The sequence below is a fragment of the Pectobacterium polonicum genome, assembly GCF_005497185.1.
GTDB classification, from domain to species: domain Bacteria; phylum Pseudomonadota; class Gammaproteobacteria; order Enterobacterales; family Enterobacteriaceae; genus Pectobacterium; species Pectobacterium polonicum.
Window position 1 is genome coordinate 1 of sequence record NZ_RJTN01000031.1, and the last position, 14,911, is coordinate 14,911.

General features: G+C 47.4%; 11 protein-coding genes, 4 tRNA genes and 2 rRNA genes. 16 read left to right on the forward strand and 1 reads right to left on the reverse strand.

Translation table 11 applies throughout. The features are described from left to right. The 4 genes from EDI29_RS20865 to birA form a co-directional block, all read left to right on the forward strand. Nucleotides 1–644: ribosomal RNA gene (locus tag EDI29_RS20865) — 23S ribosomal RNA — on the forward strand; the annotation flags it as partial. A gap of 133 nt (nucleotides 645–777) precedes the next feature. Continuing rightward, nucleotides 778–893, forward strand: a 5S ribosomal RNA gene (gene rrf / locus EDI29_RS20870). A 154-nt stretch (nucleotides 894–1,047) separates the two neighbouring features. Next, nucleotides 1,048–2,085 (forward strand): UDP-N-acetylmuramate dehydrogenase, encoded by a 1,038-nt coding sequence (gene murB / locus EDI29_RS20875; protein WP_137742431.1) that lies wholly within the window; start codon nucleotides 1,048–1,050, stop codon nucleotides 2,083–2,085. Continuing rightward, complete coding sequence (gene birA / locus EDI29_RS20880) at nucleotides 2,082–3,041, forward strand: bifunctional biotin--[acetyl-CoA-carboxylase] ligase/biotin operon repressor BirA (RefSeq protein WP_137742411.1); 960 nt, start codon at nucleotides 2,082–2,084, stop codon at nucleotides 3,039–3,041. Before murB ends, birA begins: the two co-directional genes overlap by 4 nt. Before the next feature lie 29 nt (nucleotides 3,042–3,070). Here birA and coaA read toward each other — a convergent pair whose 3' ends face one another. After that, entirely contained in the window at nucleotides 3,071–4,021 is a 951-nt protein-coding gene (gene coaA / locus EDI29_RS20885) for a type I pantothenate kinase (protein ID WP_137742412.1), read from the reverse strand. 986 nt (nucleotides 4,022–5,007) lie between these two features. On the opposite strand from coaA, the gene EDI29_RS20890 reads away from it, so the two are divergent. The 12 genes from EDI29_RS20890 to rpoB all read left to right on the forward strand — a co-directional run bounded on the left by EDI29_RS20890 (nucleotide 5,008) and on the right by rpoB (nucleotide 14,830). Then, nucleotides 5,008–5,083, forward strand: a tRNA-Thr gene (locus tag EDI29_RS20890). A 15-nt stretch (nucleotides 5,084–5,098) separates the two neighbouring features. Then, nucleotides 5,099–5,183: transfer RNA gene (locus tag EDI29_RS20895), tRNA-Tyr, on the forward strand. A 130-nt stretch (nucleotides 5,184–5,313) separates the two neighbouring features. Then, nucleotides 5,314–5,388: transfer RNA gene (locus EDI29_RS20900), tRNA-Gly, on the forward strand. 6 nt (nucleotides 5,389–5,394) lie between these two features. Beyond that, nucleotides 5,395–5,470: transfer RNA gene (locus EDI29_RS20905), tRNA-Thr, on the forward strand. A gap of 107 nt (nucleotides 5,471–5,577) precedes the next feature. Further along, nucleotides 5,578–6,762, forward strand: coding sequence for an elongation factor Tu (tuf, locus tag EDI29_RS20910; RefSeq protein ID WP_014913795.1), 1,185 nt, complete (start codon nucleotides 5,578–5,580; stop codon nucleotides 6,760–6,762). A 237-nt stretch (nucleotides 6,763–6,999) separates the two neighbouring features. Continuing rightward, nucleotides 7,000–7,383: a preprotein translocase subunit SecE gene (gene secE / locus EDI29_RS20920; RefSeq protein ID WP_113627923.1), complete on the forward strand. Its 384-nt coding sequence runs from the start codon at nucleotides 7,000–7,002 to the stop codon at nucleotides 7,381–7,383. A 1-nt stretch (nucleotide 7,384) separates the two neighbouring features. Then, complete coding sequence (gene nusG, locus EDI29_RS20925; protein WP_005970339.1) at nucleotides 7,385–7,930, forward strand: transcription termination/antitermination protein NusG; 546 nt, start codon at nucleotides 7,385–7,387, stop codon at nucleotides 7,928–7,930. 161 nt (nucleotides 7,931–8,091) lie between these two features. Beyond that, entirely contained in the window at nucleotides 8,092–8,520 is a 429-nt protein-coding gene (rplK, locus tag EDI29_RS20930; RefSeq protein ID WP_129710351.1) for a 50S ribosomal protein L11, read from the forward strand. A 3-nt stretch (nucleotides 8,521–8,523) separates the two neighbouring features. Next, on the forward strand, nucleotides 8,524–9,228 hold the full coding sequence (gene rplA / locus EDI29_RS20935) for a 50S ribosomal protein L1 (protein WP_039494851.1): 705 nt from the start codon (nucleotides 8,524–8,526) through the stop codon (nucleotides 9,226–9,228). Nucleotides 9,229–9,545: 317 nt separating this feature from the next. Beyond that, nucleotides 9,546–10,043, forward strand: a complete 498-nt coding sequence (gene rplJ, locus EDI29_RS20940) for a 50S ribosomal protein L10 (protein ID WP_005970333.1) — start codon at nucleotides 9,546–9,548, stop codon at nucleotides 10,041–10,043. 66 nt (nucleotides 10,044–10,109) lie between these two features. Beyond that, nucleotides 10,110–10,475 (forward strand): 50S ribosomal protein L7/L12, encoded by a 366-nt coding sequence (rplL, locus tag EDI29_RS20945; protein WP_010285496.1) that lies wholly within the window; start codon nucleotides 10,110–10,112, stop codon nucleotides 10,473–10,475. A 326-nt stretch (nucleotides 10,476–10,801) separates the two neighbouring features. After that, on the forward strand, nucleotides 10,802–14,830 hold the full coding sequence (gene rpoB / locus EDI29_RS20950; protein WP_137742413.1) for a DNA-directed RNA polymerase subunit beta: 4,029 nt from the start codon (nucleotides 10,802–10,804) through the stop codon (nucleotides 14,828–14,830). Nucleotides 14,831–14,911: the final 81 nt, after the last annotated feature.

Here is a 14,911-nt window from a genome sequence, read left to right on the forward strand (position 1 = left end):
CTCCCAAAGCGTAACGGAGGAGCACGAAGGTTAGCTAATCCTGGTCGGACATCAGGAGGTTAGTGCAAAGGCATAAGCTAGCTTGACTGCGAGAGTGACAGCTCGAGCAGGTGCGAAAGCAGGTCTTAGTGATCCGGTGGTTCTGAATGGAAGGGCCATCGCTCAACGGATAAAAGGTACTCCGGGGATAACAGGCTGATACCGCCCAAGAGTTCATATCGACGGCGGTGTTTGGCACCTCGATGTCGGCTCATCACATCCTGGGGCTGAAGTAGGTCCCAAGGGTATGGCTGTTCGCCATTTAAAGTGGTACGCGAGCTGGGTTTAGAACGTCGTGAGACAGTTCGGTCCCTATCTGCCGTGGGCGTTGGAAGATTGAGAGGGGTTGCTCCTAGTACGAGAGGACCGGAGTGAACGCACCACTGGTGTACGGGTTGTGATGCCAATTGCATTGCCCGGTAGCTAAGTGCGGAAGAGATAACCGCTGAAAGCATCTAAGCGGGAAACTTGCCTCGAGATGAGTCTTCCCTGGACACTAGATGTCCCTGAAGGGCCGTTGAAGACGACGACGTAGATAGGCTGGGTGTGTAAGCGTAGCGATACGTTGAGCTAACCAGTACTAATGACCCGAGAGGCTTAACCTTACAACACCGAAGGTGTTTTGAGTGATGATGACTCATAGAGACATGTTTTGATATTTAGCTTGTTCAAAGATTGGTTCTGATGGTTGTGCGAGAGCGTGAGCGAAGCATGACGGTTGGAATGAAACAGAATTTGCCTGGCGGCGATAGCGCGGTGGTCCCACCTGACCCCATGCCGAACTCAGAAGTGAAACGCCGTAGCGCCGATGGTAGTGTGGGGCTTCCCCATGTGAGAGTAGGGAACTGCCAGGCATCAACTACGTGGAAAGCCCCTGTCGCAAGACAGGGGCTTTTTGCTATGGGCGTTAGGAACGGTTGTTTATACGTATCCGATGGCAAAAGACAGCCGGTATCTTGCGCAGATCAGGTAGACTATGTGATATCTGAATTAGTAGGTATTTCTATCATGGCGTCGAGCGTTATTTCATTAAAGTCTTATAACTCTTTCTCGTTACCTGTTTCCGCATCTTGTATTAAGGTTGCGGATACTCAGGAAAAATTGATTGAAGGATGGCGCGTCGCCAGCGCATCACAAGAGCCGATTTTGTTGCTAGGTGAAGGGAGTAATGTCCTTTTTCTTGAAGATTTTTTAGGTACTATTCTGCTAAATCGGCTCAAGGGTATAGATATTAGAGAAGAAAGAGATGGCTGGTACCTTCATGTTGGTGCAGGTGAGAATTGGCACCAATTAGTTGAATATACGCTTAAGCGTGGCATTGCTGGGTTAGAAAATCTGGCATTAATTCCCGGATGTGTGGGTTCTGCACCGATACAGAATATAGGTGCGTACGGTATCGAATTACAGCATGTTTGTGATTATGTTGACGTATTGGATCTGGCTGAAGGTAAAGTAATGCGTTTTACCTCTGAGGAATGCCAGTTCGGTTACCGTGAAAGCATATTTAAGCATCAATATCGCTCTGGGTTTGCGATTACCGCTGTAGGGCTTTTTTTAAAGAAAGAATGGAATCCAGTACTTAACTACGGCGATTTGGCAAAACTGAATCCTGAAACCGTGACTCCACAGCAGGTATTTGATTCTGTATGCCATATGCGCAGAAGTAAGCTCCCCGATCCTACAGTGACAGGTAATGCGGGTAGTTTCTTCAAAAACCCGATAATTACACAACAGCATGCTGAGAGTATTTTACGAGAGTATCCGAATGCGCCTCAGTATTTACAAGCTGATGGCAAAGTTAAACTGGCAGCTGGATGGTTAATTGATCAGTGCAAACTTAAAGGATTCCAGCTTGGTGGTGCTGCTGTTCACGAGAAACAGGCATTAGTCCTGATTAATAAAAATAATGCAAAAAGCTCAGATATTGTTGAATTAGCTCGTTATGTCCGTAATCAAGTCGATGCAAAGTTCTCTATACTGCTGGAACCTGAAGTCCGCTTTATTGCTGCGTATGGTGAGGTTAATGCTATCGAGGTATTATCATGAAAGATATTACGGTTCCCCTTAAATTAATTAAGACTCTCTCTGATGGCGAATTTTATTCCGGTGAAATTCTGGGTGAAATGATGGGGATGAGCAGAGCTGCTATTAATAAACATATTCAAACTATACGTGACTGGGGTATCGACGTTTTTACTGTAACAGGCAAAGGTTACTCTTTACCGGCACCAATGCAATTATTAGATAAAGAAGCGATTCTAAAACATCTACCAGAGGGTGGAGTGACGGTTTTACCTGTCGTCGATTCTACTAATCAGTACATTTTAGAACGATTAAGTACATTATCCTCCGGTGATGCATGCCTTGCTGAATACCAGCAATCTGGTCGCGGCCGTCGTGGTCGGCAATGGTTTTCACCCTTTGGTGCGAATTTGTATTTGTCCTTATATTGGCGCCTAGAGCAGGGACCCGCTGCGGCTGTTGGAGTCAGTTTGGTAATCGGCATCGTCATGGCTGAAGTGCTACATAAGCTTGGTGCTGATGGTGTGCGGGTCAAATGGCCTAATGATTTATATCTAAAAGATCGAAAGTTAGCTGGTATTCTTGTTGAATTGACGGGGAAAACGGGTGATGCTGCTAACTTAGTCATTGGCGCAGGTATTAATTTACAAATGAGGGAGCCAGCTCCAGATACGATTAATCAAGGTTGGATAAATTTACAAGAAGCTGGCATAGACATTAATCGCAACACACTGGCTTCGACTCTCATTTCTGAATTAAGAAGCTCTTTGGCTGTCTTTGAACTAGAGGGCCTTGAACCATTTATTTCCAGATGGGAAAAATTAGATAATTATTTTAACCGCCCAGTTCGTTTGATTATCGGAAACCGTGAAATACATGGAGTGGATCGTGGAATAGATCGCCAAGGGGCGTTATTATTAGAAAGTGACGGTTTGATTACGCCATATATTGGTGGTGAAATTTCCCTACGTGGTGCATAAAAATGGGGGCTAGCCCCATTTTTATATGTTTATTTTCTTAATCGAACAGATTCAATGGCGTGGTTAGCACTCTTAGTCATAATAAGGCTAGCTCTTTCCCGGGTGGGTAGAATATTTTCTTTTAAATTAAGTCCGTTAATCTCTTTCCATAATTGAGATGCGATGCCAATAGCCTCTTCTTTCGTCAGTTTCGCATAGTTATGAAAATATGAATTTGGATTTGAGAATGCGCCTTGCCTGAATTTCAGGAAACGATTTATATACCATGTTTGAAGCAGTGTTTCAGGTGCATCGACATAAATAGAAAAATCCACAAAATCGGAAACAAAAACTCTATGCGGATCATGTGGATAATCCATTCCGCTTTGTAAGACGTTTAAGCCTTCCAATATTAAAATATCAGGCTGTTCCAACACTTTATTATTATTAGGAACAATATCATATGTCAGATGAGAATATGTTGGAGCCGTAACTTTATGTGTCCCTGATTTTATATCAGAAACAAATTTCACTAGGCTATGCATATCATATGATTGCGGAAAGCCTTTTTTCTTCATCAAATCACGTTCTTTTAGTACCTTATTTGGATGAAGAAATCCATCGGTTGTAATTAGTTCTACACTGCGATGCTCTGGCCAACGACTCAATAACGCCTGGAGGACACGGGCCGTGGTGCTTTTTCCTACTGCAACACTGCCTGCAATGCCAATTATATAAGGTATTTTTTGTCCATCAGTCCCTAAGAACTGCTCAAGTACAGCCTGACGACGTAAATTAGAGCTGATATAAAAATTGAGTAGGCGAGATAATGGCAGATAAATTTCTGCGACTTCGTCTAATGAAAGATCTTCATTAATCCCTTTTAGCTTAATGATCTCTTCTTCTGTCAGTGTTAACGGAACAGAATCGCGCAAGGCGGCCCATTGGCTGCGGTTAAATTGTAGATATGGCGTGGCCAAAGATTGCTCTCTATTGCTCATAAGTCGTGTTCTGCCTGCTTAACAGGTAAGAAAAGGGACTTCTAGCCTAGCGAGGAAAGCGGGCTGTTAGCTTAGCCAACGCAATGATCGCTGCACCTTCTCTTGTGTAATAAATTTTTGATAATGGGCAGGTTAACACTTTGCTGATAGAAATAAGAAGAGAAAATCGGTTCTGTGGTGGATGCTTTTGTGTTTGTACCGCGAGGGGCGCTGGCCTGCGCTTATTTTACCTAAACCATGCCCAATAAAGATACGCTTATAATGGATGTAGATCGGGTGTGTAGTGGCTACTAGGTGTGCAAGCATAGCCTAGAGTTCTCTCGAATGACGATATCCTCGGAGCGATAGAAAGCCTCTGTGAGAAGCGTGCTTTAGTGTCTAAATAGAATAACTCCCTCTGTTGGAAAGGTGCACTTTCTCCCAAGAACTGCATTAGCAGTCGGTTTACCCCTGCAGCCTTGGTCTGCTGTGGACGAAGGACTTTTGGATTACAGCTCTGTTTTTCATTTGGTTTTTTGACACCGCCCTACATGTGCATTTTCGGCGATGCGTTCTTCGTCGCGTGCTATCCAATAGAAGCACGTTTTCTACGGTATCTTTGGTCAGTTCCTTGGGATTGATGAGTTAGGTTGCCGTATTGAGTTGAATTATTTTCATCGTCTTTTTTCGCTCGACTGAAATTGATGTCTAACCAAACAAAATGTATTCCAAGCCTATCCGCTTCGGAAAGCGAACAAAATAGCATCTGTTAATGCAGTGTCTGCTCTCCTAAAGGGAAAAAATGTATTTGTGGTGCAGAGAAATGATGGCGCGTTTGATGATGACATCCTCATTTTGCTGGGTGAATTTGGTGGTTCTTTGCGCTAATTCTTACTGTTACTCTAGATTTATAGCTGAATTTGGATAAAATCTAAGCGATAGCGCATTTTACGCAATTTTTTTGTTGCATCGAGCGTTCTGTCTACCTAGAATGCGCAGCACTTGAAGCCGGCTTAGCTCAGTAGGTAGAGCAACTGACTTGTAATCAGTAGGTCACCAGTTCGATTCCGGTAGCCGGCACCATCAAGTACACAATCAGGTGGGGTTCCCGAGCGGCCAAAGGGAGCAGACTGTAAATCTGCCGTCACAGACTTCGAAGGTTCGAATCCTTCCCCCACCACCAAATTCAATCCTGGCAACAGGATATTCGATACGGTAGTCAGACTAAACCGGATCGACGAAGGCGGGGTCTATAAAATCTTATTCCTCAACTTCAAAATCTACAGAAAAATTAGGTAGCCGAGTTCCAGGATGCGGGCATCGTATAATGGCTATTACCTCAGCCTTCCAAGCTGATGATGTGGGTTCGATTCCCACTGCCCGCTCCAAGATGTGCTGATATAGCTCAGTTGGTAGAGCGCACCCTTGGTAAGGGTGAGGTCGGCAGTTCGAATCTGCCTATCAGCACCACTTCCTTTTCCTCCTCCTGATTTTCTTTCTGTGAATAAATTCAGCAAGCTATCGCTTGGTTGATGTGGTGATACCACCGATTTATCCGTGTCTTAGAGGGACAATCGATGTCTAAAGAAAAATTTGAACGTACAAAACCGCACGTTAACGTCGGTACTATCGGCCACGTTGACCATGGTAAAACAACGCTGACCGCTGCAATCACTACCGTTCTGGCTAAAACCTACGGTGGTAACGCGCGTGCATTCGACCAGATCGATAACGCACCAGAAGAAAAAGCACGTGGTATCACCATCAACACGTCTCACGTTGAATACGATACCCCGTCTCGCCACTACGCGCACGTTGACTGCCCAGGACACGCCGACTATGTGAAAAACATGATCACCGGTGCTGCCCAGATGGACGGTGCGATCCTGGTTGTTGCTGCGACTGACGGCCCAATGCCTCAGACCCGTGAGCACATCCTGCTGGGTCGTCAGGTTGGCGTTCCTTTCATCATCGTGTTCCTGAACAAATGTGACATGGTTGATGACGAAGAGCTGCTGGAACTGGTTGAGATGGAAGTGCGTGAGCTGCTGTCTCAGTACGACTTCCCAGGCGACGATACCCCAGTGGTTCGTGGTTCTGCTCTGAAAGCGCTGGAAGGCGAAGCTGAGTGGGAAGCAAAAATCATCGAACTGGCAGAGCACCTGGATTCTTATATCCCAGAACCAGAGCGTGCCATTGACAAGCCGTTCCTGCTGCCAATCGAAGACGTATTCTCCATCTCTGGTCGTGGTACCGTTGTTACTGGTCGTGTAGAGCGCGGTATCGTTAAAGTCGGTGAAGAAGTTGAAATCGTGGGTATCAAAGATACGGCGAAATCTACCTGTACTGGTGTAGAAATGTTCCGCAAACTGCTGGACGAAGGTCGTGCAGGCGAGAACGTTGGTGTTCTGCTGCGTGGTATCAAGCGTGAAGAAATCGAGCGTGGTCAGGTACTGGCTAAGCCGGGTTCAATCAAGCCGCACACCCAGTTTGAATCCGAAGTGTATATCCTGAGCAAAGATGAAGGCGGCCGTCATACTCCGTTCTTCAAAGGCTACCGTCCTCAGTTCTACTTCCGTACGACTGACGTAACGGGCACCATCGAACTGCCAGAAGGCGTAGAGATGGTAATGCCGGGCGACAACATCAAAATGGTTGTTACCCTGATCCACCCAATCGCGATGGATGACGGTTTGCGTTTCGCAATCCGTGAAGGCGGCCGTACTGTAGGCGCGGGCGTTGTTGCTAAAGTTATCGCTTAATCGCTGATAACGTTTGACGCGACACGCGATAAAAGGGCATCATTTGATGCCCTTTTTCTACGCTGTCATGGTAGAACCTATCTCATCAGCGATTGTGAGATATAATCATTGGTGAGATAGGCTCTGTAGATACGGCGTAAATACCGAATTATTCGTTTTACAGAACATCTTTCGGTTTGGTTGCCCCGTAGTTGCGGGGCAAAGTTATTTGTCTGAATCATTGTGACAGGTTGGTTTATGAGTGCGAATACCGAAGCTCAGGATAGTGGGCGTAGCCTGGAAGTGATTAAGTGGCTAGCAGTAGGTACCTTGCTGGTCGTTGCGATTGTTGGCAATTATTATTACCGCGAATTTAGTCTTCCTCTGCGTGCATTGGCCGTTGTTATCCTGATTGCTGCAGCCGGTGGTGTGGCACTGCTGACCACGAAAGGCAAAGCAACCGTAGCGTTTGCTCGCGAAGCGCGTACTGAAGTACGCAAAGTAATTTGGCCGACTCGTCAGGAAACGTTACACACCACGTTAATCGTTGCCGCGGTGACTGCCGTGATGTCACTGATTTTGTGGGGGCTGGATGGTATTCTGGTCCGTTTGGTATCGTTTATCACTGGCCTGAGGTTCTAAGATGTCTGAAGCTCCAAAAAAACGTTGGTACGTCGTTCAGGCGTTTTCTGGTTTTGAAGGCCGCGTAGCACAGTCGCTGCGTGAGCACATCAAACTCCATAATATGGAAGAACTGTTTGGCGAAGTCATGGTTCCAACTGAAGAAGTCGTTGAGATCCGCGGTGGCCAGCGTCGCAAGAGCGAACGTAAGTTTTTCCCTGGTTATGTTTTAGTTCAGATGGTGATGGAAGATGCGAGCTGGCATCTTGTCCGCAGCGTACCTCGTGTTATGGGGTTCATTGGTGGCACATCTGACCGCCCTGCACCAATTAGTGACAAAGAAGTGGATGCGATTATGAATCGTCTCCAGCAGGTTGGTGACAAACCTCGTCCGAAAACGCTGTTTGAACCGGGTGAAATGGTTCGTGTTAATGACGGTCCATTTGCTGACTTTAACGGTGTTGTCGAAGAAGTTGATTATGAGAAGAGCCGCCTGAAGGTGTCTGTCTCTATCTTTGGTCGTGCGACACCCGTTGAACTGGATTTTGCTCAGGTCGAAAAAGGCTAATTGCCTGACAACACTTGTTGAAAATAGCGACTTGCCTATGGCGCGAAATTAACCTATAATTTCGCGCCTTTTGTTTTTTAGTGGCCTTAATGGCGACTGAAACGTATACAAACCACGGGGAGCCTTTTACGAGGCGCTATTACCCAATCGAGGAAAGTTAAATGGCCAAGAAAGTACAAGCCTATGTCAAGCTGCAAGTTGCAGCTGGTATGGCTAACCCGAGCCCACCGGTAGGTCCAGCTTTGGGTCAACAAGGTGTTAACATCATGGAATTCTGTAAGGCATTCAATGCTAAAACAGAAAGCCTTGAGAAGGGTCTGCCGACTCCAGTTGTTATTACCGTTTATTCTGACCGTTCTTTCACCTTCGTTACCAAAACGCCTCCAGCAGCAGTTCTGCTGAAGAAAGCCGCTGGTATCAAGTCTGGTTCCGGCAAGCCGAACAAAGACAAAGTAGGTAAAGTAACGAGCGCGCAGATTCGTGAAATCGCAGAAACTAAAGCTGCGGACATGACAGGTTCTGACGTAGACGCCATGGCGCGTTCTATCGCAGGTACTGCTCGTTCCATGGGCCTGGTAGTGGAGGATTAATAAATGGCTAAGCTGACCAAGCGCATGCGCGTGATCCGTGACAAAGTTGATGTAACTAAACAGTATGACATCAACGAAGCTGTTGCTCTGCTCAAAGAGCTGGCCACTGCTAAGTTCGTAGAAAGTGTAGACGTTGCTGTTAACCTCGGCATCGATGCACGTAAATCTGACCAAAACGTTCGTGGTGCAACCGTTCTGCCTCATGGTACTGGTCGTTCTGTTCGTGTTGCTGTCTTCACCCAAGGTGCAAACGCTGAAGCGGCTAAAGCTGCTGGCGCTGAGTTCGTGGGTATGGAAGATCTGGCTGATCAGATCAAAAAAGGCGAAATGGGCTTTGACGTTGTTATTGCTTCTCCAGATGCAATGCGCGTTGTTGGCCAATTGGGCCAGGTTCTGGGTCCACGTGGCCTGATGCCAAACCCGAAAGTGGGTACTGTAACCCCTAACGTTGCTGAAGCGGTTAACAATGCTAAAGCGGGTCAGGTTCGTTACCGTAACGACAAGAACGGTATCATCCATACCACTATCGGTAAGGTTGATTTCGATTCTAACAAATTGAAAGAAAACCTGGAATCTCTGCTGGTTGCGCTGAAAAAAGCAAAACCATCTCAGGCGAAAGGCGTGTACATCAAGAAAGTTAGCTTGTCTACCACTATGGGCGCTGGCGTTGCCATCGACCAGAGCGGTTTGAACGCTGCTGCTAACTAATAGCTTTTGTTCCGCTTTACTCGGGTGTGAGATTTACCTATAATTTTACGCCCGTTGTTCCTTAAGTGGATCGACGCAAGAATTTTTCGGTTGGAGCCTGGCCTATCCAGGCCTCCGTCCAAGACCGCAGGTGTTTCGGAAGAAACTTAATTCTCCTGCGTAGACGGTGACAGAGCCTAAATAACGTTTTTCTTTTTTATAAAGAATAATTTTTTACTGGATTCTGCTCACCGTGTTTCAACGCTTATCTCTAATTTTGGCGATAAGTGAAGTGAGTTCCGGAGAGTTTCTCCGGCTAAATCCAGGAGCAAAAGCTAATGGCATTAAATCTTCAAGACAAACAAGCGATTGTTGCTGAAGTCAGCGAAGTAGCCAAAGGTGCGCTGTCTGCGGTTGTTGCGGATTCCCGTGGCGTTACCGTTGATAAAATGACCGAACTGCGTAAAGCAGGTCGTGAAGCTGGCGTTTACATGCGTGTTGTTCGTAACACCCTGCTGCGCCGCGTCGTTGAAGGCACTCAATTTGAATGCCTGAAAGACACGTTTGTTGGTCCGACCCTGATTGCATATTCTTTAGAACACCCGGGCGCTGCTGCTCGTCTGTTCAAAGAGTTCGCGAAAGCGAATGCAAAATTTGAGGTCAAAGCTGCAGCCTTTGAAGGTGAGCTGATCCCGGCGGCTCAAATTGACCGTCTGGCAACGCTGCCGACTTACGAAGAAGCACTGGCACGTCTGATGTCGACCATGAAAGAAGCCGCTGCCGGCAAACTGGTCCGCACTCTGGCTGCTGTTCGCGATGCAAAAGAAGCGGCTTAATAGCACTTTCTTTTCTAACGCACTTGCTAACGTATAAACTATTTCTGATTCTTAGGAACAATTGTTATGTCTATCACTAAAGATCAAATTCTGGAAGCAGTAGCAGCTATGTCTGTAATGGATGTTGTTGAACTGGTTTCCGCTATGGAAGAAAAATTCGGTGTTTCTGCTGCTGCTGCTGTAGCTGTTGCTGCTGGCCCAGCTGAAGTTGCTGAAGAAAAAACTGAGTTCGACGTTGTGCTGAAAGCTATCGGCGCTAACAAAGTTGCTGTAATCAAAGCTGTTCGCGGCGCAACTGGTCTGGGCCTGAAAGAAGCTAAAGATCTGGTTGAATCTGCTCCGGCAGTTCTGAAAGAAGGCGTGAGCAAAGATGACGCTGAAGCACTGAAGAAATCACTGGAAGAAGCTGGCGCAGAAGTTGAAGTTAAATAAGCCAACCTTTCAGGTTGCAGCCTGATTTATTAGGCTGATGGCTGGTGACTTTTTAGTCACCAGCCTTTTTGCGCTGTAGGGCATCAATGGGATTTCACACTGTTTAGCCATTGATTTCCCCAATATTTTTTTCTATTGACGACTTAATATACTGCTTTCCAGCATAGGTTCCTTGCCTAAGCAAAAGCAATGAAATGGTTTAAGAGTAATAGAAAGACGTATTACGGAAAGTTCTCTATTTTCCGACCAACATAAATAGTGTTGCATGAACTGTCCTTGTTAGGGCAGACAGAGTGGTTCGACTTGTCAGCTAGCTGAGGAACCCTATGGTTTACTCCTATACCGAGAAAAAACGCATTCGTAAGGATTTTGGTAAACGTCCACAAGTTTTGGACATACCTTATCTCCTTTCTATCCAACTTGACTCGTTCCAGAAATTTATCGAGCAAGACCCGGAAGGTCAGTACGGTTTGGAAGCTGCATTCCGTTCTGTTTTCCCTATAAAAAGCTATAGCGGCAATTCAGAGCTGCAATACGTTAGCTATCGCTTGGGCGAACCAGTATTTGACGTTAAAGAATGTCAAATCCGTGGTGTCACGTTCTCTGCGCCGCTGCGTGTTAAACTACGCTTGGTGATCTACGAGCGCGAAGCGCCTGAAGGCACCGTTAAAGACATCAAAGAACAAGAAGTGTACATGGGCGAGATTCCGCTCATGACCGATAACGGCACCTTCGTGATCAACGGTACTGAGCGTGTAATCGTGTCTCAGTTGCACCGTAGCCCAGGTGTGTTCTTCGATAGCGACAAAGGTAAAACCCACTCTTCAGGTAAGGTGCTGTATAACGCACGTATTATTCCTTACCGTGGTTCCTGGTTGGATTTTGAGTTTGATCCGAAGGATAACCTGTTTGTCCGTATCGACCGTCGTCGCAAATTGCCTGCGACCATTATCCTGCGCGCGCTGGGTTACTCCACCGAACAGATTCTGGATCTTTTCTTCGATAAAATTGTCTATGAAATCAATGGCAATAAATTGCAGATGGATCTGGTTCCTGAGCGCCTGCGTGGTGAAACCGCATCGTTTGATATCGAAGCGAACGGTAAAGTTTATATCGAAAAAGGTCGCCGTATCACTGCGCGTCATATCCGTCAGTTAGAGAAAGACGGTATTGAGCGCATTGAAGTGCCTGTTGAATATATTGCTGGCAAAATATTGTCCAAAGATTATATCGATGAGAGCACTGGCGAACTGATCGGCGCAGCCAACATGGAGCTGTCGCTGGATCTGCTGGCGAAACTGAGCCAATCCGGTCACAAGCGTATTGAGACCCTGTTCACCAACGATCTTGATCACGGTGCATACATGTCTGAAACCGTGCGTGTCGATCCGTCAAACGATCGTCTGAGCGCGCTGGTTGAAATCTATCGCATGATGCGTCCTGGTGAGCCGCCAACGCGTGAAGCAGCAGAAACGCTGTTTGAGAACCTGTTCTTCTCTGAAGACCGCTACGATTTGTCTGCGGTTGGCCGTATGAAGTTCAACCGTTCTCTGCTGCGTGACGAGATCGAAGGTTCCGGTATCCTGAGCAAAGATGACATCATCGAAGTGATGAAGAAGCTCATTGATATCCGTAACGGTAAAGGCGAAGTGGATGATATCGACCACCTCGGCAACCGCCGTATCCGTTCCGTCGGCGAAATGGCTGAAAACCAATTCCGCGTTGGTCTGGTGCGTGTAGAACGTGCTGTAAAAGAGCGTCTGTCTCTGGGCGACCTCGATACGCTGATGCCACAGGACATGATCAACGCCAAGCCGATTTCGGCTGCCGTGAAAGAGTTCTTCGGTTCCAGCCAACTATCACAGTTTATGGATCAGAACAACCCATTGTCCGAGATTACGCACAAACGCCGTATCTCTGCATTGGGCCCAGGCGGTCTGACGCGCGAACGTGCTGGCTTTGAAGTTCGTGACGTACACCCGACTCACTATGGTCGTGTTTGTCCTATCGAAACGCCGGAAGGTCCGAACATCGGTCTGATCAACTCCTTGTCCGTTTATGCACAAACCAACGAATACGGTTTCCTTGAAACCCCGTATCGTCGCGTGCGTGAAAACGTGGTTACGGATGAGATCCATTACCTGTCTGCGATTGAAGAAGGTAACTTCGTTATCGCCCAGGCGAACACCAATTTGGACGAAGAAGGCCGCTTCATCGACGAACTGGTTACCTGCCGTAACAAAGGTGAGTCCAGCTTGTTCAGCCGCGATCAGGTTGAATACATGGACGTTTCCACACAGCAGGTGGTTTCCGTCGGTGCATCCCTGATTCCGTTCCTGGAACACGATGACGCCAACCGTGCCCTGATGGGTGCGAACATGCAACGTCAGGCCGTTCCGACCCTGCGCGCTGATAAGCCGCTGGTTGGTACCGGTATGGAACGTGCTGTTGCGGTTGACTCCGGTGTAACTGCCGTAGCCAAACGTGGTGGTACAGTACAGTACGTGGATGCATCCCGTATTGTAATCCGCGTTAATGACGATGAAATGTATCCGGGCGAAGCCGGGATCGACATCTATAACCTGACCAAATATACCCGTTCTAACCAGAACACCTGCATCAGCCAGATGCCGTGTGTGTCTCTGGGTGAGCCGGTAGAACGTGGTGACGTTCTGGCAGATGGCCCGTCCACCGATCTGGGTGAACTGGCGCTGGGTCAGAACATGCGCGTGGCATTCATGCCATGGAATGGTTACAACTTCGAAGACTCCATCCTCGTTTCCGAGCGTGTGGTTCAGGAAGATCGCTTTACGACCATCCACATTCAGGAACTGGCCTGTGTGTCTCGTGACACTAAGTTAGGGCCTGAAGAAATTACTGCGGACATCCCGAACGTGGGTGAAGCAGCACTTTCTAAACTGGATGAGTCCGGCATCGTTTACATCGGTGCAGAAGTGACCGGTGGTGACATTCTGGTTGGTAAAGTAACGCCGAAAGGTGAAACCCAGCTGACGCCAGAAGAAAAACTGCTGCGTGCGATCTTCGGTGAGAAAGCGTCTGATGTTAAAGACTCTTCTCTGCGTGTACCAAACGGTGTTTCAGGTACGATTATCGACGTACAGGTCTTTACCCGCGATGGCGTGGAAAAAGACAAACGTGCGTTGGAAATCGAAGAAATGCAGCTGAAGCAGGCGAAGAAAGACCTGACTGAAGAGTTGCAGATTCTGGAAGCGGGCCTGTTTGGACGTATCCACGCAGTGCTGGTTTCTGGCGGCGTAGAAGCTGACAAACTGGACAAACTGCCGCGCGAGCGCTGGTTGGAACTGGGTCTGACTGATGAAGATAAGCAAAATCAGTTGGAACAGCTTGCAGAACAGTATGATGAGCTGAAGCACGAGTTTGAGAAAAAACTCGAAGCTAAGCGCCGTAAAATCACCCAAGGCGATGATTTGGCACCGGGCGTGCTGAAAATCGTTAAGGTTTATCTGGCTGTTAAGCGTCAGATCCAACCGGGTGACAAGATGGCAGGTCGTCACGGGAACAAAGGTGTTATCTCCAAGATCAACCCGATCGAAGATATGCCTTACGATGAGAACGGTACGCCGGTCGATATCGTACTGAACCCGCTGGGCGTACCTTCACGTATGAACATCGGTCAGATTCTGGAAACCCACTTGGGTATGGCTGCAAAAGGTATCGGCGAGAAAATTAACGCCATGCTTAAACAGCACGAAGAAGTGACTAAGCTGCGTGAATTTATCCAGAGAGCCTACGATCTGGGCGACGATGTGCGTCAAAAAGTCGACCTGAGTACTTTCTCCGACGAAGAAGTTATGCGTCTGGCTGAAAACCTGAAGAAAGGTATGCCAATTGCAACGCCGGTATTCGATGGTGCAAAAGAGAAAGAAATCAAGGAACTGTTGCAGATGGGCGGTATCCCTACCTCCGGTCAGATTACCCTGTACGATGGACGTACCGGTGAGCAATTTGAGCGTCAGGTTACAGTGGGCTACATGTACATGCTGAAACTGAACCACTTGGTTGACGATAAGATGCATGCCCGCTCCACCGGTTCTTATAGCCTGGTTACTCAGCAGCCGCTGGGTGGTAAGGCTCAGTTCGGTGGCCAACGCTTCGGTGAGATGGAAGTGTGGGCGCTGGAAGCTTATGGTGCAGCTTATACCCTGCAAGAAATGTTGACCGTTAAGTCTGATGACGTGAACGGCCGTACCAAGATGTATAAGAACATCGTGGATGGCAATCATCAGATGGAACCAGGCATGCCGGAATCCTTCAACGTATTGTTGAAAGAAATCCGTTCGCTGGGTATCAACATCGAGCTGGAAGAAAAGTAATCCCAGCTCGTTGTATTGCTGGCATTCGTCATAGGGACACCTGAACTGTGTTTTTAACGGCATGATTCAGGTGTCTATCAG

Excerpts from the sequence above, each read along its gene's own strand:
- rplK (WP_129710351.1), top strand. The coding sequence starts at position 8,092 with ATGGCCAAGAAAGTACAAGCCTATGTCAAGCTGCAAGTTGCAGCTGGT.
- birA (WP_137742411.1), top strand. The coding sequence starts at position 2,082 with ATGAAAGATATTACGGTTCCCCTTAAATTAATTAAGACTCTCTCTGAT.
- rpoB (WP_137742413.1), top strand. The coding sequence starts at position 10,802 with ATGGTTTACTCCTATACCGAGAAAAAACGCATTCGTAAGGATTTTGGT.
- secE (WP_113627923.1), top strand. The coding sequence starts at position 7,000 with ATGAGTGCGAATACCGAAGCTCAGGATAGTGGGCGTAGCCTGGAAGTG.
- murB (WP_137742431.1), top strand. The coding sequence starts at position 1,048 with ATGGCGTCGAGCGTTATTTCATTAAAGTCTTATAACTCTTTCTCGTTA.
- tuf (WP_014913795.1), top strand. The coding sequence starts at position 5,578 with ATGTCTAAAGAAAAATTTGAACGTACAAAACCGCACGTTAACGTCGGT.
- rplA (WP_039494851.1), top strand. The coding sequence starts at position 8,524 with ATGGCTAAGCTGACCAAGCGCATGCGCGTGATCCGTGACAAAGTTGAT.
- coaA (WP_137742412.1), bottom strand. The coding sequence starts at position 4,021 with ATGAGCAATAGAGAGCAATCTTTGGCCACGCCATATCTACAATTTAAC.
- nusG (WP_005970339.1), top strand. The coding sequence starts at position 7,385 with ATGTCTGAAGCTCCAAAAAAACGTTGGTACGTCGTTCAGGCGTTTTCT.
- rplJ (WP_005970333.1), top strand. The coding sequence starts at position 9,546 with ATGGCATTAAATCTTCAAGACAAACAAGCGATTGTTGCTGAAGTCAGC.
- rplL (WP_010285496.1), top strand. The coding sequence starts at position 10,110 with ATGTCTATCACTAAAGATCAAATTCTGGAAGCAGTAGCAGCTATGTCT.